The 18215-nt window shown below is 68.9% G+C and carries 14 protein-coding genes; 10 read left to right on the forward strand and 4 right to left on the reverse strand.

Going from position 1 to position 18215, the window contains the following annotated elements:
* Nucleotides 1-272: 272 nt before the first annotated feature.
* On the reverse strand, nt 273-2432 hold the full coding sequence (locus ACQPYK_RS33900; RefSeq protein WP_433240113.1) for a hypothetical protein: 2160 nt from the start codon (nt 2430-2432) through the stop codon (nt 273-275).
* A gap of 244 nt (nt 2433-2676) precedes the next feature.
* Complete coding sequence (locus ACQPYK_RS33905; protein ID WP_433240116.1) at nt 2677-4011, reverse strand: hypothetical protein; 1335 nt, start codon at nt 4009-4011, stop codon at nt 2677-2679.
* A 439-nt stretch (nt 4012-4450) separates the two neighbouring features.
* On the opposite strand from ACQPYK_RS33905, the gene ACQPYK_RS33910 reads away from it, so the two are divergent.
* From ACQPYK_RS33910 to ACQPYK_RS33930, 5 genes are read left to right on the forward strand one after another with little or no spacing between them, the layout of a single operon-like run.
* Nucleotides 4451-5602 carry a glycosyltransferase family 4 protein gene (locus ACQPYK_RS33910; protein WP_433240119.1) on the forward strand — a complete coding sequence of 384 codons (1152 nt, stop codon included), beginning with the start codon at nt 4451-4453 and terminating at the stop codon, nt 5600-5602.
* On the forward strand, nt 5599-6729 hold the full coding sequence (locus ACQPYK_RS33915; RefSeq protein WP_433240122.1) for a glycosyltransferase family 4 protein: 1131 nt from the start codon (nt 5599-5601) through the stop codon (nt 6727-6729). The genes ACQPYK_RS33910 and ACQPYK_RS33915 overlap by 4 nt, the downstream gene beginning before the upstream one ends.
* A gap of 1 nt (nt 6730) precedes the next feature.
* Complete coding sequence (locus ACQPYK_RS33920) at nt 6731-7849, forward strand: glycosyltransferase family 4 protein (protein WP_433240125.1); 1119 nt, start codon at nt 6731-6733, stop codon at nt 7847-7849.
* Complete coding sequence (locus tag ACQPYK_RS33925; RefSeq protein ID WP_433240128.1) at nt 7846-8931, forward strand: glycosyltransferase; 1086 nt, start codon at nt 7846-7848, stop codon at nt 8929-8931. Before ACQPYK_RS33920 ends, ACQPYK_RS33925 begins: the two co-directional genes overlap by 4 nt.
* Entirely contained in the window at nt 8928-10244 is a 1317-nt protein-coding gene (locus ACQPYK_RS33930; RefSeq protein WP_433240131.1) for a lipopolysaccharide biosynthesis protein, read from the forward strand. The genes ACQPYK_RS33925 and ACQPYK_RS33930 overlap by 4 nt, the downstream gene beginning before the upstream one ends.
* A 150-nt stretch (nt 10245-10394) precedes the next feature.
* On the opposite strand, the gene ACQPYK_RS33935 is transcribed toward ACQPYK_RS33930, so the two are convergent.
* On the reverse strand, nt 10395-11363 hold the full coding sequence (locus ACQPYK_RS33935) for a glycosyltransferase family 4 protein (RefSeq protein ID WP_433240134.1): 969 nt from the start codon (nt 11361-11363) through the stop codon (nt 10395-10397).
* Between the two features lie 362 nt (nt 11364-11725).
* Between ACQPYK_RS33935 and ACQPYK_RS33940 the strand changes: the two genes are divergently transcribed.
* Genes ACQPYK_RS33940 through ACQPYK_RS33960 form a run of 5 tightly spaced genes read left to right on the forward strand, consistent with a single transcriptional unit; the run spans nt 11726 to nt 17332 of the window.
* Nucleotides 11726-12883, forward strand: coding sequence for a glycosyltransferase (locus tag ACQPYK_RS33940; protein WP_433240137.1), 1158 nt, complete (start codon nt 11726-11728; stop codon nt 12881-12883).
* A 4-nt stretch (nt 12884-12887) separates the two neighbouring features.
* On the forward strand, nt 12888-13916 hold the full coding sequence (locus ACQPYK_RS33945) for an NAD-dependent epimerase/dehydratase family protein (RefSeq protein ID WP_433240140.1): 1029 nt from the start codon (nt 12888-12890) through the stop codon (nt 13914-13916).
* A complete protein-coding gene (locus tag ACQPYK_RS33950) occupies nt 13913-14911 on the forward strand; it encodes an NAD-dependent epimerase/dehydratase family protein (RefSeq protein ID WP_433240143.1) in 999 nt (332 codons plus the stop codon). The genes ACQPYK_RS33945 and ACQPYK_RS33950 overlap by 4 nt, the downstream gene beginning before the upstream one ends.
* A complete protein-coding gene (locus ACQPYK_RS33955; protein ID WP_433240146.1) occupies nt 14908-15948 on the forward strand; it encodes an MraY family glycosyltransferase in 1041 nt (346 codons plus the stop codon). The genes ACQPYK_RS33950 and ACQPYK_RS33955 overlap by 4 nt, the downstream gene beginning before the upstream one ends.
* Nucleotides 15917-17332, forward strand: coding sequence for a polysaccharide biosynthesis tyrosine autokinase (locus tag ACQPYK_RS33960; RefSeq protein ID WP_433240149.1), 1416 nt, complete (start codon nt 15917-15919; stop codon nt 17330-17332). The genes ACQPYK_RS33955 and ACQPYK_RS33960 overlap by 32 nt, the downstream gene beginning before the upstream one ends.
* Here ACQPYK_RS33960 and ACQPYK_RS33965 read toward each other — a convergent pair.
* A complete protein-coding gene (locus tag ACQPYK_RS33965) occupies nt 17304-18002 on the reverse strand; it encodes a hypothetical protein (protein WP_433240152.1) in 699 nt (232 codons plus the stop codon). The two genes, ACQPYK_RS33960 and ACQPYK_RS33965, sit on opposite strands and share 29 nt — an antisense overlap.
* Nucleotides 18003-18215 lie beyond the last annotated feature (213 nt).

The raw sequence follows: 18215 nt of genomic DNA on the forward strand, positions 1-18215 counted from the left end.
CACCGCCGGCAACCACCGCCACCTCAGGAAACGCCCCAGCCCCCGACGCCGCCCGCAACGCCCTCCCCCATCCGGGGGCCCATCGGCCCGTGCCTCCTCCCCCCGTTCAAGGGAACCCGGCAAAGAACCTTGGAACTGCGGAAACTTGGCCATACACGCAAGTCTGCCGACACGAGAAACTTCAACAGGATCGGACACCCGCGTTTTCCGATGTCCTTGCCAGTCCTTCAAAAAGGCGGGCCATCAGGGTGGTTTCAGCGGGGCGGCGGTGCTCACGCCATCCCCACCTGCCCCTCCGGCACCTGGTAAAGGGCATAGTCGCCGGAGCGGAGGCGGAGATTCGCGAACTCCCCGATCTTTGCGCCCTGGCTGGTGCGGCGTTCGTCGACGAAGAGCCAGCGGACCCCATAGCGTTCCCGCAGGCGTTGGATCGAAGCCGCCGAGGGCGCGTGGAAGGCCGCCTCGTTCAACGTGATCCGCTCGTCATCCCAGAACGGGAGATACACGGCCGACTGGGTCGACTGACCTGGACTCCAGCGGTCCACGCTCGTCGGAGCGAACGCCCACCCCTCGACCAGCACGCGCCGCTCGGACAGAGCGGCCACCCAGAACTCCCGGCTGTCGCATGGATTCTCGTGACCCCAGAGGCAGTGCGCGTTCGTGGCGACGAGGTCGTCCGGCTCCGAGTGGGCACGCAGCCAGCGCGCGACGGTCAGGGCGCCCTGCGGGACCTCCGGCGCCGTCCCCGGCTGGATCACTTCGTGGAGTCCCCGCTTGGCCAGTATCTGCCCGGGCAGCAGGACGAACGCATGCCCGTCGGCGAGCAGGCCGATGGCCGCGCACATGACGGCCACGAAGGCTGCGGTCCGGAGGCGTCCGACCGTGGCGATCAGGACGGCGGTCACCAGTATGCCGACGATCAGCAGCACGATGTAGGGCCGGTACAGGATGTCGTCCGCCTGGCCTGGGCTCAGGGGGATCTCGACGCCGCAGAGGATGGGGATCAGGTAGGCGGCGAGCGCTCCGGCGCAGGCGACCGGCAGTACCCCCCGGAGTGACAGCCGGGCGCGCCGCAGGAGGACGAGGATCCCGTAGATCGCGACGATCGCCAGATAGGGGTAGGCGCCCCAGAGGAAGAAGAGCTGGCTTCGGCCGGGGTGGCCGAGCAACAACGCCGCGCCGATTCCCGTCGCGCCGAAACCGAGCATCAGGACCACCGCGGGCCGCATGAGCAGCCTCGGCCGGCTGAGCAGCCCGAGGGCTCCGGACCACATGACGGCCCAGCACAACAGGCACACCAGTGCCATGCCGAGCACCGAGGCCATCGGAGGGTCGACCTCGCTGCCCAGACCTGTCAGCTCCTGCCAGGCCGTACGCATGAAGAAGAAAGGAGCGACCACCAGCCCCTGCCGCACGCGGCCGAACAGCACGAACTGCGCGTAGAGGAAACACGCGACGGTCATCCCGAGCACGATGAGCGCGAGCCACGGAGGTCGCCGCCGGATCGTCTCGACCGCGATCAGCATCACGAGTCCGGCGATCAGCAGAGGCAGGTAGGAGGCTTTGGCGCCCGTCACCGCTATGAGGAGGATTCCCAGCAGGAGCCACCGGCCGGCGGTCGGCCGCCGGCGATCGAGCAGGTCGATCAGGAGCAGGACGACCGCCGCGAAAAGGAGAGCTCCGAAGGTCTGGGTGGGGCTCGTCCACGCGAGGTCCGGAACGCCGCCCCAGGTGAAGGAGTCGTTCGCGCCGATGTAGAGGTTCGGGATCGCCACGAAGATCGTGCCCAGGAGGGCCAGCAGCGCCCCCGCCCACGAGCCCATGACGCGCCGCCCGGTCGTTCCCACGAGAACGACGAACGCGATCACCATGGGGAGCATGCCCAGCCGGAACAGCAGCACGAGCGGTTCGATGCCGGTGACCCAACTCGCCGCGGCCAGATGAGCGTAGACGAACCAGTGGTAGAACAGGGGCTCACCGGCGACCATCGGCATCGTGGGCGGCATGTGGTGCTTCAGCTCGCCGATCATCGCCAGGTGAAACGACGGATCGGGACCGGCCGTCCCGAGGGCCGGCCAGGTGAGGGCCGCGCCTTTGAAGAATTTGATCCCGCTTCGTGCGATCAGGTAGCCGATGATCAGGGCGAGGGACCATGACCACCACCGGGGCGTGCCGGGCCGGTCCCCGCCCCGCCAACGCCTGCGCAACCGGGGAACAGCGGCGAAGAGCACATACGTCGCCACCGGCCAGACCAGCACGAGCAACGGCAGCCCGACCGCCCGGGCGACGATGTAGACCAACACCTCCAGCGCGTACCCCAGCGCCAACCCCAAGGCCAGTTCCTCGACCAGCGTCCGCCTGCGGCGATACAGCACACGAATCAACAGCAGGCCCGGCAAAACCAGCCCGAACGCCACATAAATCCCGAACAACGCCATATCCAACGGCGAAACACCATAAAAACCCAGTACCGCCACCACGAAAACGGCCACCGACACCGCCGGCAACCATCGCCACCTCAGGAAACGCCCCAGCCCCCGACGCCGCCCGCAACGCCCTCCCCCATCCGGGGGCCCATCGGCCCGTGCCTCCTCCCCCCGTTCAAGGGAACCCGGCAAAGAACCTTGGAACTGCGGAAACTTGGCCATACACGCAAGTCTGCCGACACGAGAAACTTCAGCAGGATCGGACACCCGCGTTTTCCGATGTCCTTGCCAGTCCTTCAAAAAGGTCACGGGACAGCCGTGTCCCGTCGTGCGGGAGCATCGGCACCGGAACGTCGGCCGGGCCGGTGGGGGCCGTCGCGCGAAGCCGTGCGTGACAGAGCGCGGCCGCGATCACCATTCCGAGTACGCCCCAGCCCGGCCCGGGAAAGGCGCCGGTGGTGTTGAACCACACCGCGACGCTGACGAGGAGGGCGCGGCTGAGCGGATCGGCCGCGCGCAGGGCGAGCCACAGCAGCAGAGCGAACAGTGCGATCCCCGCGATGCCAAGATAGACCGTGATGTCCAGGTAGACGTCATGAAGGTCCTGGTACGGCGTGTAGACGAAGACGCCCTGATCCGCGTTGGCCCATCCCGAGCCCACCAGCGGGTCGGTCTTGGCGAAGAGCTGCCCGAAGACCCCCGCCTGGGTCACATGGATGTCCACGGTGGTCGCCAGGTCCGGACGGACGACCGGGACGAACGCGACAGCGAGCATGCCGGCCAGAGCGATCATGAGCGGGTTCACCCGCCGCATCCGCGTTCTCGCGAACCAGCCGGACTCCGACATCCGGGCGAGCATGGCGAGTCCGGCGATCAACGCGACCGTCGCGGAGATCCCCTTGCTACCGACGAGTCCTACCAGCCCAGCCCCGATCAAGAGCAGCTTGGTGGGCCTGTTCCGCTCCACCGTCCCGAGCACCATCACAACGACCGAGACGAGCCCGATCTCGTTGGGACCGCCGGGAAAGCCCGCCCACCGGCCGCTGAGATCGCTGACCAGGGGGACCGTCGCGATCATAATCACGAAGATCCAGCGCACGTCCCGCCAGAGGTCCGCGCCAGGCCGCAGGAACATGCCCACCGCGACACCCGCGATCAGCGGCTCGATCATTCGAAGAAAGGCCGCCGCTCCCGTGGAATCACTCCGCATTACTCCAAAAACGGCAAAAACGATGACGACGGTGATGAGTCTGTGCCACATAACGGCTTTTGCCCGAATGAGTGCTGTCACCGCGGTGAGAAGCAGAATGGCGTCTCCGACATAGATGTCCACACCTCCCACGGAGGTCAGCTTGGGCCATACCGCGGTCACGGTCAGGACGCAGAAGGCCATGCCCCACACGACAAGCCGTGCCGGCGCGGCGAAGACGAACAGCGGGACGCCGACGAGCAGCACGGCCCAGGCGAGGACGTCCGCCTTGGCCCAGACGACCATGGCGCCGAGAAGGGCCGCCGATCCGGGTATCGCGACGGCGAAGCAGAAATCCTTCCATCCCGCCGGGATCGGCCATCGATGCGCGGTCACCGTCGCACCACCGGCCCGCGTACCCCCGCGACCGCCTCGACGGCTGCCGGCCGCGCCGCGATGGCATGGACCGGCCGTGAACGACTCCCATCGGGCGCTGTCACGAGACCCCCCTCCTCAGCGGCGCATGTCGCCTAATAAGCATCTCAGCGACTGTACAGAGAGCAGTGGCCATGTACTCTCTGTTTCTTTCGCGTGTCGCCACGGAAGAGACAGTTAGGGCAGACCACATAGAGGCATCGCAGGTATGAATTCGGAATAATCGCCTGAGCCACTGGCCGGACATATGCCTGCACACCACTTATTACTGGCATCGACCCACGCTCGCCGGACCAGGTCCGCACCAACCTGATCAATGCCAGCGTAATGATCGCGCAATATCCATGGCGGACGGAGCGCCGTGGCGCTATGAGCATTCCCGATTGCGATGATGACGTCCGTGATCACGAGAGATACCGTGCGCTCCGGTGCCCGGCCGAAAATTGTCTACGCAATTCCCCACCTCTCGGCGGACGCGACCGAACACTTCGCACATCTTCCCGCCTTTCTCGAGGCTCTCGGGGAACGGACCGACCTGGTCGCGCTGGTCGAGCGGGGCACGCCTCCCGGAGAGCTGCCGGGCGTGCGCACGGTCGTCTCCGTGGTGGGCCGCACCCGAGGCGCCCGTCTGCTCAACTGCGTCCGCGCGATACGCGCGTGCCACCGTTCCGGCTATCGGACCTATTTTCTCCGCTATTCGCGCATGCTCCTCCTCGTGCTCGTACTGACCTATCCGCTCTTCCGGCCCCGCATATTTCTCTGGCGGAGCGGTACGGCCGATCTGATCGAACCAGGACACCGGAAGACCGTCCGGCAGCGGCTGGACAACGCGCTCAACTACGTCCTCGCGCGATGCGTCCACGCCTTCGTCACGGGCCCGGAGACGATGGTCCCCCGCATGCGCAGGCGATGGCGGGTGCCCCCCGGCAGGATGCGCCTGCTGTACAACGACATCGACAGTGATCGATTCGTTCCCCTGGACCCCGTGCGGCGCTCCGAGATCCGCCGCCTGAACGGGTGGGACGAGGGTGACTTCGTCATCCTCTTCGTCCATCGGCTTTCCTTCCGGCGCGGAACCCGGCTTCTGGCCCGGCTCCTCGAATCCGTCGACGCCGCGCTGCCGTGCCGGGTCCGGCTGGTCGTGGTGGGGGACGGCCCCGACCGCCATCACCTCGACCGGCTGGCCGCCGAATACCAGAACCTGCACGTCCTCGGTGGTGTGCCCAACGCCGACCTGCCCGTCCTGTACGGCGCCGCGGACTGCTTCCTGATGCCGAGCTACGAGGAGGGCTTCCCCCGCGTGCTTCTGGAGGCGATGAGCTCGGCGCTGCCGATCGTGACCACCAGGGCGGGCGGCTCGGTGGACGTGGTGGGCCGGGACTACCCCTTCGTCTGTGACATCGGAGACCTCTCCGGCCTGTCCCGGAGCGTGGTCGAACTCGCCTCCTTGCCCCAGGCCGAGCGTGCCGCCGTCGGAGACCGCCTCCGGGACAGGGCCCGAGACAGGTTCTCCCCTCAGCGAGTCGCCCGGATGCTGGAGGACCTACTGTGAAACCGATCTCCGTCACCCTGATCGGATCCAGTCCCTGGGCCCGCGACCTGCACGCGGACGACGTCAATCTCCGCCCGGCGCTGGCGCTGGCCGAGCGCCTCGGCGCCCCGTACAACGTGATCGTCCCCTCCGGAGGAGCCGCTCCCGGCTTCGTCGACCTCGATCCCGTGCGCCTGTACCGCGTCCCGGACAGCTCGCGGCCGGTGTTCCTCCGGGAGGCACGCCACGTGGTCGACCACGGCCTGCGCGCCCGCGGCGACGTCCTGATGTCGAGCGATCCACTCGCCGCCGTCGTGGCGGAGCTGTCGCGCACCAGGCGGACCACACCGCACATCGTGCAGATCCAGGGAGACGTGCTGGACCCGGGGCGCGAGTACGGCGGGCCGCTCAAACGCGCGGCGCTCGCCGTGGCCTCGCGAACGGCCGTGCGCCGCGCCTCCGCCGTACGCGTGGTACGCCAGGGCCTGCGAGACCGGGCGCAACGGCTGACGCGGAGCCCCGTCGTCTACGTGGCCAGCCGCGTGGACACCCGGATGTTCTCCCCCGCTCCGGCCCCCTGTCTTAAGCCGGTTCACACCGTCATGGTCGGCAGCCTGCTCCACCTCAAGAACCACGCGACCGTGCTGCGGGCGTGGCCCCACGTCCTGGAGACCGTTCCCGACGCGCGACTGGTCGTTCTCGGCGACGGACCGGCCCGCTCCCATCTGCTCGAACTGATACGCGACCTCCGCATCGAGCACCATGTCGAACTCCGCGGCGCCGTACAGCAGGCGGAGGTCGTCACAACGCTCCAGCACGCGCGTGTCTTCGCCCATCCTTCCTGGTCCGAGGGCCAGCCCCGAGCGGTACTGGAGGCGATGGCCTGCGGCCTGCCGACGCTCTGCTCCGACATACCGGCGCACCGCGAGATCGTCCGCTCCGAGGCCGGCAGGCTGCTGGCTCCGGCACAGGCCCGCGACTGGGCGGAGGCGATCACCACACTGCTGACGAACCCCGAGCGCGCCCGGCAGATGGGGAACGACGCGCGCCGCTACGTCAGTGAGCACCACGACTTCCAGCTCATGATCGACCGCTTCGCCGATTTCATCCAGGGCGTCGCCGTCGAAGATTCCTTCAGGAGAAGATGACATGAGGATTCTCCGTATCGGATACCGGCTACCGCCCGAGCCCGGCGGGAAGGAACGCCATATCGAGCGCCTGACGCGGGAACAGACCGTCAACGGGCACCAGGTGATCATCGCCCACCGGCGGGGCGAGGCGCCACGAGGAGTGGAGCGACTGCCACTGACCCCGTGCTTCGCCGGCCGGCTGGCGTCCAGGAAGTCCGACGTGCTGGCCTTCGCCGCCGAGTGCGCGCGGGCACTCCGGCGCGCGCAGCGGATCGACCTCGTCCACTTGCACGGCGACCACCGCGAAGCGCTCGTCCTCGGGCCCGCCGTACGACGCCTCGGGGTGCCCTTCGTGGTCACCGTCCACGGCGCCCTCACGGCGCGCCACCGGCGCGCCATGCCCTGGGCGTTCCGCCACGTCGACGGTTTCATCGCCCTGGGCGCCCGTCCGAGGGACGATCTGCTCGCCGCCGGGATACCGGCCCGGCGGATCCGCACGATGTCAAGCGGCCTGGACATCGCCCATCTGGACAGGTTCCGGGGACGGCACCCCGTCGAGCCGGGGCTGGTCGTGAGCGTCGGCTCCCTGGCGAAGGTGAAGAACCACTCGCTCCTGATCGAGGCGTTCCACGCGCTGCGCGCGGTCCTCCCCGACGCCCGCCTCGTCATCGCGGGAGACGGAGCCGAACGCGCCCGGCTCCACCAGCTCGCGGGGACCGGCTCCGGGATCGAGTTCACCGGGCCCATCTCCACCGACCAGACCTACTCACTGGTGAGCCGCGCCCAGGCCTTCGTACTGGCCTCCCGCCGGCTTCCCACACTCGGGGAGGGGATACCCACCGCGGCCCTGGAGGCACTGGCGCTGGGCACCCCGGTCATCGTGTCGTCCGACGCCTCGCTGGAACCGGTCATCGCCGGCAGCGGCGCCTATCTCACCTTCCCCAGCGGCTCCGCGCCGGAGCTGGTGGCGCGTTTACGCTCGGTCCTCCAGGACGAGGGGCTCCGGCTCCGGCTGTCCGGAGCCGGCAGGCAGGCGGTCACGGCACTCGACTGGCCACTGGTGGCGGCGCGCGTCGAGGAATGGTACGGGGAGCTCATGACCGGACGGAGCCCACGGCCTCTCGAGGTCGCGCTATGAAAGGCCTGCACATCTGCGAAGTGATCAAGACCTTGGACGTGGGCGGCGCCGAGGTCCTGCTCGCCGAACGGCTGCTCGCCGCGCCGCCCACCGGCAAGCGCTACACCGTCGTGTGCCAGCGGACGTCCACCCAGGAGCTCGCGGAGCGGCTGCGGTCGGCCGGCGTGAACGTGGTCGACCTCGGGAGGGGCCCGCGCCCGTCCCCACTCGTTGCGACGGTCAGGCGGCTGGCGCCCGATGTGCTCAACCTCCACTCCCCCTTCCCCGCGGCGCTGCTGCGAACGGCGTCCCGCTTCTGGAGGCCCCGCCCCGTCCTGATCTCGACCGTGCACAACGTCCGCTACCGCACATCGACAATGCTGCTCGACCGGGCGACGGGGTGGCTGGACGCGCGGACCGTCGCCGTCTCCCCTCAGGTCGCCCGCGCCGCCACGAGCTGGGGCGCACGCGCCCTGTGCACCCGGATCCACGGTGTCAGCATCGAGAGACAGCGCCACTGGGCCCTGGAGTCGGTGCGGATCAGGCAGGAGTGGAACGTTCCCGAACACGCCTTCCTCATCGTGCACGTCGCAAACCTCCGCCCGGCCAAGAACCACGGCATGCTCATCGAGGCCGCGGCCAAGGTGATCGCCAAGGACCCGCGCGCCCTGTTCCTTCTGTCGGGGTCCGGCCCGCTGCGCGAGCAGGTGGCCGGGCGCGTCGCCGACGCGGGACTGGACCGCCTGCGTTTTCTCGGGCACGTGCCGAGCGCCGGGCGTCTGATCGCCGCCGCCGATCTCCTCGTGCTCGGTTCGTCCCACGAGGGGTTGCCGGTCGTCATCATGGAAGCCTTCGCCGCAGGCGTGCCGGTCGTTTCCACCGACGTCGGCGGGGTGTCCGATCTCGTCACCACCGGCTGGAACGGCCTTCTCACCGTGCCGGGGGATTCCGGCGCCCTCGCCGAGGGCATCCTGCGGGCGATGCGCCCCGAGATCCACGCGTCTCTCCGGCAAGGAGCGGCCGGCAGCGCCGAGCGTGTCGACATCAGCCGGACCGCGGAGTGGTTCGACCGGTTGTACGACGAGGTCTGTCCCCGGCCATGACAGCTCTGCTCGAACGAGTGATCCACCACATGCGCTCGCCCGGCACCCGGCACCTGCGGACGTTCACCTCGCTCACCGCCGCGGGCCAGGGCGAGGCGGTCCTGTCCATGGCCAGCCTGGCCGTTCTGATCCGGATGGCGGGAACCGAGCAGTCCGGCCAGGTCATCTTCGCCCAAGCCCTGTCGGGCGTCTGGTTCCTGCTGCTGGACCCCCGCCTTGAGGACGCCGCGCAAAGGTTCGTCCCCATCGAGCAGCAGCGCAGCGGGCAGGGCTCGGCGCTGTTCACCCGCCTGCTGTGGTGGGATGTCGTGATCGGCGCGGCGGCGGGCTGCCTCGGCCTGCTGGCGGTGCTGGCGGCGTGGCTGCTGGGCCTGGCCACCGACGACCTCGCGCTCATGCTCGCCCTCGCCACCGTCTCCGGTGGGGCCGCGGCGTCGACCGGCGCGGCGGGGGCGGCCTTCGCCCTCGCGGACCGCCTGCGCGACCTTGGGCTCGTGCGCCTGCGGTGCGCGATCCTGACGTTCGCGTTGTCACTGGGCGGCCTGTTCGCCGGCGGCCCGCCGACCTATCTGGCCGGTCAGGCCGTGGGCGCCGTCGTGACGGCCGTGGTTCTCGGCACGCTGTCCCTGCGGACGGTCCTCACCCATGTCGGGCCGGTCGTGACACGGGTCCGGCTACCGGCCGGTCTCGTCGCCTTCACGGCGAAGGCATCCGCGGGAACATCGGTGGCGGCAGCCTCCGAGTCGGGTGTCCTGGCGCTGGCGGGTTTCTTAGGAGACCCCGCCCTCGTGGCCATTCTCAAGATCGCTTCGGCTCCCAGCCGTCTCTACACGACCCTGATCAGCCCGGTCGCCTCGATGCTCTATCCACGGCTGGCCCAGGCCGCCGCATCGGGCGACAGGGGGCTCATAAGGCGGGACGTGGTGCGCGCGACACTGCTGCTCGCCGCGGTGGGAGCGGTCGCGCTCTCCGCCGCGGCCCCGATAACCGGCGACGTGCTCGGCCTGGCCTACGGCGCCCAGTATGTCGGGGCCGGCGGTACGGCCGTGCTGCTGCTGGGCGTCGCGTGCGTGAAGGGCAGCATGTCGTGGTCCAAGGTGCTGCCCCTGGCACTTGGCCGGCCAGGCTGGCGACTCACCTACCTCGCGGTCGAAGGCGTTCTCCTGCTCGGCCTGTTGTCCGTCGCCTGCTGGACGGCCACGGGCGCCGTCCAGATCTCACTCGCCTTCGGGTGGGGGGCGCTGGCCCTCGCCGTTCTCGGATCAGGCTGCTGGGTCGTCCTGCTACGGAGGCTGGCGGCCGCCGACGAGTAAGCCTCTCGGCGGGGAGACGCCGCCGGAGCGGATCGGGAGGGCCGCCCGGCGGCCGGGGCCAGGTCGGCGGGAACGGCGCACCACGACCCGGGAGGGTCCTTGGCACGCCGTTCCGCACCATGCCCGGGAGGCGCGACCGGGCCTTCCCTCTCAGATCGGAAGCACATCGTCCAGGAGTCGCGCGTATGCGCCGCCCAGGACGTTCCAGTCGACCTGACCTGCCGCCGCCCGGGCTTTCGCCGACAGCCTTGACCGCAGCGGTTCGTCGTCGAGCAGGCGCACCAGCGCCGCGGTGAAATCGTCGGCCGAGTCCACGGTCAGGCCGCATTCCAGCCGGCTGATCAGCTCTGTCGGGACCCCGCGGTATCCGACGACGGGCACGGCGCAGCCGACGAACTGGGCCACCTTGACCGACGAACGCTCGTGCGCGATCCGGCGGGGGTATATCCCGACGTCGAAAGCGGCCATGCAGGCGGGCACCTCCTCGGCCGGCACATGCCCGACGAGTTCGATGTCCGGCCTGTGCTCAAGCTTGCGTTCGAGGGCTCTCCCGACACCACCGACGAGCCAGAGACGTGCCCGGGGGCAGGCCGTCACCACCGTGGGCCACAGCTCGTCGATGAGGTGGTCCACGTTGTAGAGGGCGTCGGAGCCCCTGTCCGTCTCGGTCAGATGCCAGGCGGCGACGTAGCCCACGGTCAGCTCGTCCGGCCGCTTCCGTTCACGCATCTTCCGAGCGAGGGCGGGATCGGCCTCGGACGGCCGCAGCCCGTGACCGATGACATGGATCGGGCAGGTGAGCCCGAGCTCCCGGTAGCGGCCGGCGGCCGCCTCGTTGGTGACCACCAGAGCCGCGACATGCCTGGACGACCGCAGCGCCGAGACCTCCCACTCGGTGAAGAACGGATCGTCCATGTCGACCACGACCGGAAAATCAATGAACGGGAGGTGCTTGGCGTTAGTGATGAATCCATATCGATAGGACCGGGAGGCCATGCCGAACAGGGCACGGCCGTGAAGGCCGATCGTGGAGTCCAGCGCGCGGAACTGGAGGCCGCGCATGATCCGCCTGTCCGAACAGACCAACAGCAGGCTGTCCACCCGGTGGAGATAGGGCAACAAACTCTCATAGCGGGCGTTATTAACGCTTTTGAACCAGATATTCGTATGGAATACCCGGTCCGGTCCGACCTTGCCGCTTATCAGGTCGGTCACACTGACCTGGTTGAAATTCACAGGCGTCACGGTCCACCAACCGGCATGTCCTATCAAGGGCGACACGCTGAATCGCCGAGACGACCCACGGCTTACCAAGTGCCCCAAATGAGCTGACTCGATCATGAGCTGGTACGGAATATGGAAACATTTCGCCGCCACCGTGACGGCACCGATGAAGCAGGGCGAATCCCGGGCTAGCTTCTCCGACGTACCTGGCCCAGTGTCGAGGAGCCCACATGAAGCCAGATGGCCGGATTCGCGTCATGGAAATCATCGCTCGGATGAACGTGGGCGGCCCCGCCACCCAGGTGATGGGACTGTCCGAACGGCTGAACCCGGAAGAGTTCGACCACCGCCTCTACACAGGCCATGTCGGTGCCGCCGAAGGCGATCACCTCGACCTGAAAGGTTCGGCGGTGCGCGTTCACCTGATCCCCGGCCTCGGCCGGTCGATCAAGCCTTCCAGCGACTACCTCGCCCTCATCCGGCTGATAAGCGCGATGCGTGACTTCCGGCCGCACATCGTCCACACCCGGACGGCGAAGGCCGGTGCTCTCGGGCGCGTGGCGGCCCGCCTGTCCGGCGTCGGCGCAGCCCGCATCCACGTCTTCCACGGTCACCTTCTCAACGGATACTTCTCACGGCCGAAGCGCGCGCTCTACGTCCGGTCGGAACGGGTCCTCGCCTCCATGGCCGACCGGCTGGTGACCGTCGGCTCTCGGGTCCGCGACGAACTCCTCGAAGCCGGCATCGGCCGGCCGGAGCAGTACGTCGTGATCGCCCCCGGCGTGCGGCTCGGTCCGGTCCCCGACCGCGAGGCCGCCCGAACCGCGCTGGGCCTCCCTCCCGACGCGCCCGTCGTGGCATATGTGGGCCGGCTCACCCAGGTGAAGCGGCCCGACCGGTTCATCGCCACGGCCGGTGTCGTGCTGAGGCAGGTGCCCGGCTGCCACTTCGTCGTCTGCGGCGGCGGCGAGCTGCACGAGCAGGTCGAGCGGGACATCGGGCCGCTTCGGAACGCCTTCCACCTGCTCGGCTGGAGGAAGGACGTGGAGACGGTGTACTCCGCCGCCGACGTGATCCTGCTGACCTCCGACAACGAAGGCACTCCTCTCACGCTCATCGAGGCGGGGATGGCCGGCACCCCGGCCGTCTCCACCCGGGTCGGAAGCGTCGCCGAGATCGTCCGGGACGGGGAGACCGGCCTGCTGGCCGGCACCGCCGCCGACGAACTGGCCGAGCACGTCGTCAAACTGCTCTCCGACTCCGCACTCGCCCACCGGATGGGCGAGGCGGCCCGCCAGTGGACCAGGTCCTCGTTCAACGTGGAACGCCTCGTCGCAGATACCGAAGCCCTTTACCGATCGCTGGGCAGAGGGCACCGCGATCGCCTCGGCACCACAGAAATCATAGGGAGATGAACAGATGAGAGTCCTGGTGACCGGTGGAGCGGGGTTCATCGGCGCGAATCTGTGCCGCGCGCTCGCAGTCCGGCCCGAAGTCGAGAACATCACGGTGTTGGACGACCTGAGCAGCGGCGATCCCGCCAACCTCCACGACGTCGGGGTGGACTTCGTGACGGGCAGCATCCTGGAGCGGGATCTCCTGGCCGAAGCCGTCGCCGGCGCCACCCACGTCGTCCACCTCGCCGCGCGGCCTTCCGTGCCCCGGTCCCTGAAGGACCCGCTGGCCTCGCACGCCGTCAACGCCACGGGCACCCTCCACGTCCTGGAGGCCTGCCGCCGGACCGCGCCGCACGTGATCCTCGCGTCGTCGTCCTCGGTGTACGGCGACTGCTCGGAGCAGCACAAGCACGAGGACCTCGCCACCCGGCCGCTCAGCCCGTACGGCGCCAGCAAGCTCGCGACCGAGGCGTACGGCCTGGCCTACGCGGAGAGCTTCGGCCTGCCGATTCTGCCTTTCCGCTTCTTCAACGTCTACGGCCCCATGCAGGCCGCCGGCCACGCCTACGCGGCCGTGATCCCGGCCTTCGTGTCCGCCGCCTTGCAGGGCCGTCCAGTGCCGATCTACGGCGACGGAGCCCAGGCCCGTGACTTCACCTACGTGGGGTCGGTGGTCGGCGTCCTGGTCGACGCGATCGTCCGCCGGGTGACGAGCAGGAAACCGGTGAACCTGGCATTCGGCACATGTGTCTCCCTGCTCACCCTGAAAGACGCCCTCGCCTCGATCCTCGGCCGGCCGGTCGAGACGGCCTTTCTCCCGCCCCGCACAGGCGATATCCGCCAGTCGCAGGCGTCCCCCCGGTTGCTCGCCGACCTGTTTCCCGGCGTGCGTCCCGTATCGCTGGCCGACGGGCTCGGTATGACCGTCGCCTGGTTCGAGAAGGCCATGAGTTCGGACCCCGGCCGCTCTGAAAGCCCGGCGTGCGCGCCTGATGTCGCGCCCGCGCCGTCACAAGCACCTGTCACATATGAGATCGGGAGAGACCGATGAGCAACTCAGCAGGGAGCACCTACCTGATAACCGGGGGGAGCGGCTTCGTCGGGTCTCATCTGACCGACGCGCTGCTCGCGCGCGGTGACTCCGTCGTGATCCTGGACAATCTGTCGACCGGGCGTACGGCCAACCTCGCCCATGCCGCCGGGCATCCCCGGCTGCACGTCGTCCACGGCTCAGTCCTTGACGAACTCATGGTCGACGAGCTGGTCCACCAGTGTGACGTAGTCGTCCATCTCGCGGCCGCGGTCGGGGTCAAACTGATCGTCGAACAGCCGCTGCGCTCCCTGACGACGAACATCCGCGGCTCCGAGATCGTCATCGAGGCGGCGCACCGCTACCGGCGGAAGATCCTTCTCACCAGCACGAGCGAGATCTACGGCAAGAACTCCGGTGGACCGCTCACCGAGATGTCCGACCGCATTCTGGGCAGTCCGGCGGTGGTGCGATGGGCCTACAGCACGGCCAAGGCCGTGGATGAGATCCTGGCCAACGCCTACCACAAGGAGCGCGGCCTGCCGACGATCGTCGTCAGGCTGTTCAACACGGTGGGGCCGCGCCAGAGCCCGGCCTACGGCATGGTCATCCCGCGTCTCATCCGGCAGGCGATCACCGGCGTCCCGCTCACCGTCTTCGGCGACGGCACACAGACCCGGTGTTTCGCCCATGTCAGGGACGTGATCGACGCGCTGCTCCAGCTTCTCGATCATGACGACGCGGTCGGCCAGACCTTCAACGTCGGCTCAAGCGAAGAGGTCAGCATCCTGGAGCTCGCCAAGCTGATCATCGACCTCACCGGGACCACGGCCGGGATCGACATGATCCCCTATGCCGAGGCCTACGAGGAGGGCTTCGAGGACATGACTCGCCGGGTCCCCAACACCAGGAAGCTCCGCGAGCTCACCGGATGGGTGCCGAGCCGCTCGCTCGACGACGTCCTCACCGAGACCATCGCGGAGGCCCGCGTCGATCTGGCGGCGTCACAGCGGTGAACGGCGCCACCGTTGTCGTCGCGAGCGCGACCGGCTGCCTGCTGACCGCCGGAGCCACCCCGGTGCTGGGGCGCCTCGCACTGCGCTGGGGTTTCACCGATCGGCCGGGCGGCTACAAGGCGCATGACCGGCCCATCCCCTATCTGGGCGGCGTCGCGGTCATGCTGGGAACGATCATTCCGTCGGCCGTCGTCCTGGGCCTGACCGATCTCCGGACCACCTCGATCATGATCGCCTCCATGGCGGTGGCCCTGCTCGGGCTGGTCGACGATCTCTCGTCACTGTCCCCGTTCACCCGGCTGGCGGTCGAGGCGGTGGCGGCCGGCGGGGTCGTGCTGGGCGGGGTCCAGGCACCGCTGACCGGGAGCTGGCTGGACGCTCCGTTCACCGTCCTGTGGATCGTCGTGATCACGAACTCGTTCAACCTGCTCGACAACATGGACGGCGCCCTGGGGGCCATCGCGACGGTCAGTGCCGCCTTCCTCGCGGGGACGGCCTTCGTGCACGCCCACCCGGCGACCGGACTGGTCCTGCTGACCCTGGCCCTCTCCAGTCTGGGCTTCCTGGTGCACAACTGGGCGCCCGCGAAGATATTCATGGGGGACACCGGATCGCTGTTCATCGGATTCGTCCTCGCCTGCTCAGCGGCCCTGCTGATGACCGGGCGGAGCACGGGCACGATGGTCGCGGGGCTGCTCCTGCCGACCTTCATCGCGACCGTCGACACCGGGGTCGTGTTCCTGTCGCGCAAACGGGCCGGCCGGCCGCTGCTCCAGGGCGGCAACGACCACATTTCACACCGCCTGCGGCGGCTCGGCCTCAGCACGAGGCTCACGGTCCTCACGCTCGCCGCCGTCGCGGCCGCCAGCGGCGCGCTCGGCCTGATGATGGCCCTGGGCTGGGTCTCCCCGATCCTCGCGACGATCGCCGCGATCGGGATGGCGCTCATGCTGATCGGCCTTCCACAGAAAGTGCACGTCTATCCGTCAGGCCGATCCCAGGCCCATGCGACGAACATCCGCGAAGGGCGGCGATGATCCAGTGGATCTGCTCTACTACACAAGGCTCGCACGCAGGAATTGGCTGCTCATCTTCTTCTCTCTGATCCTGGCGGTGGCCGCGTCACTCGTCGTGACCTCCAACACGCCGCCCAAATACGTCGCGACGATCACCCTGCTGGTCTCCGGTCACGACAGGGAGGGCAGCCTCTCCACCGCCTACCAGGCGGGGATGCTGTCCCAGCAGCGCGTGCAGTCCTACGCCGAACTGCTGACCAGCCGCCGCGTGATCGAAAAGATCGCCGAGGACAGTGACATCCAGCGCCTCCAGGGGAACATCACTGCGGAATCCATCCCCTCCACCGTGCTCATCCGGGCCACCGTCGCCGACACCGATCCCGCACGCGCCACGCGGCTGGCCAACGCCCTGGGCGTCGAGTTCTCCAATCTGATCGACGAGATCGAGCGGCCCACTCCCAACAGCCGCCCCACCGTCAAGGTGACGATGGTGGACCGGGCGGATCTCCCGACGTCGCCGGTCAGTCCCCGGCCACTGGTCAACCTCGGGCTCGCCCTGATGATCGCGCTGTTCGTCGTCACCGGCTCGATCCTCCTGCGGGACCGTCTGGACACGACCGTCAAATCGGAGGAGGTGCTGCAGCAGGCGTCGAACACCTCGATCCTCGGAACCATCGGCTACGAGCGGGACGCGCGGCGCCTGCCCCTGATCATCCGCAACCGCGGCCGATCGTCCAGGGCCGAGGCGTTCCGCTCGCTCCGAACCAACCTGCAGTTCGTCGGCGTCGACCAGCACCCGAAGTCGCTGGTGCTCACCAGTTGCCTGCCGGGTGAGGGGAAGTCCTCGACGGCCGCCAACCTGGCGATCACGCTCGCGCAGGCCGGGTGGCGGGTGATCCTGGTGGACGGCGACCTCCGCCGTCCGAGCATTCCGCGCTATCTGGGCATCGAGGGCGCGACGGGCCTGACCGATGTGCTGATCGAAAGGGCGCGGCTGCAGGACACCATCCAGACCTGGGGCGAGGCGAACCTGTCGGTCCTGCCGAGCGGTCAGATACCGCCGAACCCGAGCGAACTGCTCGGCTCGCGTGGGATGCGCACCGTGCTCGCCCAGCTCACCGAGGACTACGACATGGTGATCATCGACGCGCCACCGCTGCTGCCCATCACCGACGCGGCAACGCTCGCGGCGATCTGTGACGGCACGCTGCTCATCGCGCGGTACGGCAAGACCCGGCGGGAGCACATCGCGCGCGCCACGGAGATGCTGTCATCGATCAACGCCCGCGTGGTGGGCGCCGTCCTGAACTTCGCGCCGACCAGGAACAGCCAGTACTACGGCTACGGCTACGAGTCCGACGCCGAGGTCACCGAGGTCAAGGAAACGACACCGGCGGGTGTGTGAGCAGCCGGAGCGGGACGGCGAGCGCCTCCGCGAGCGCCCGTCCCGCCGCCCGGTGGGCCCACCAGGAGCGTCCGTAAGGGTCGGGGATGTCGGGCTGGTCCACGTGGACCAGCCCCCGCAACGCTCTCACCTCGGCCATCAGTGCGTGAGCCCGCCGTACGGGATCGTCGTGACAGGCGACCGCGGCGGGCGACACGGCCCGGGCCAGCGCGCCGAACTCGACGATCGTGAAGACCCGTGTGGCCGCGGGGAGATGCTTGGTCACCGATTCGGCGCGGTGCTCGGCGGTGGCCGTCAACACGAGATCGGCGGCGGCCACCAGTTCTGCGGTCAACCGGCGTGAGATGAAGCCGCCTGGGTCGCCTCCCAGCCTGATCAGCGCGCGCTGCGCGCGCTCGGCCATCGGCATCCCCGGCTCGGCGCGGGTGCCCGCGCTGATCACCTGAATCGACGGACACGGCCCGAGGACCGACCGGGTCAACCGCTCCGCCAGGGGGGAGCGGCAGAGGTTTCCCGTGCAGACGTACAGGATGCGGAACCCGGTCTCGTCACCCGACGCGGGAACCGCTCGCGCGTCCCTCCAGCATCTCCGCCCACAGCTCTCGTGCCCGGATGGCGGCACGGGCTCGACGCTTACGCCGGCCTGCGCGGCCTCGGGTGAACCCTCCATGGCCGCGACGGTAGAGCTCCCCCGCTGGGCGCCCGCTCACGGCACGCCGCTCTTTACCCTTTGCTGCCGGTGGCGGGGGCACGGCAGGCTCGCCTGCCGCCGGTGACGGAGGCGGGGCAGCCCGTCCATCCGCCCCGACACCGCCCCGACGCCGTCCCGACCGCTCGGGGCCGGGACGGCTTCATCGAGGTGGCGTCGCGTGGCCGGGGCCGA

Source organism: Streptosporangium sp. CA-135522, from assembly GCF_050949235.1.
Classification (GTDB): Bacteria; Actinomycetota; Actinomycetes; order Streptosporangiales; family Streptosporangiaceae; genus Streptosporangium.

What these genes read in the sequence shown, in the direction of transcription:
- ACQPYK_RS33920 (WP_433240125.1), top strand. Translation starts at nt 6,731, where the DNA reads ATGAGGATTCTCCGTATCGGATACCGGCTACCGCCCGAGCCCGGCGGG.
- ACQPYK_RS33925 (WP_433240128.1), top strand. Translation starts at nt 7,846, where the DNA reads ATGAAAGGCCTGCACATCTGCGAAGTGATCAAGACCTTGGACGTGGGC.
- ACQPYK_RS33930 (WP_433240131.1), top strand. Translation starts at nt 8,928, where the DNA reads ATGACAGCTCTGCTCGAACGAGTGATCCACCACATGCGCTCGCCCGGC.
- ACQPYK_RS33940 (WP_433240137.1), top strand. Translation starts at nt 11,726, where the DNA reads ATGGAAATCATCGCTCGGATGAACGTGGGCGGCCCCGCCACCCAGGTG.
- ACQPYK_RS33945 (WP_433240140.1), top strand. Translation starts at nt 12,888, where the DNA reads ATGAGAGTCCTGGTGACCGGTGGAGCGGGGTTCATCGGCGCGAATCTG.
- ACQPYK_RS33950 (WP_433240143.1), top strand. Translation starts at nt 13,913, where the DNA reads ATGAGCAACTCAGCAGGGAGCACCTACCTGATAACCGGGGGGAGCGGC.
- ACQPYK_RS33960 (WP_433240149.1), top strand. Translation starts at nt 15,917, where the DNA reads ATGCGACGAACATCCGCGAAGGGCGGCGATGATCCAGTGGATCTGCTC.
- ACQPYK_RS33965 (WP_433240152.1), bottom strand. Translation starts at nt 18,002, where the DNA reads ATGGAGGGTTCACCCGAGGCCGCGCAGGCCGGCGTAAGCGTCGAGCCC.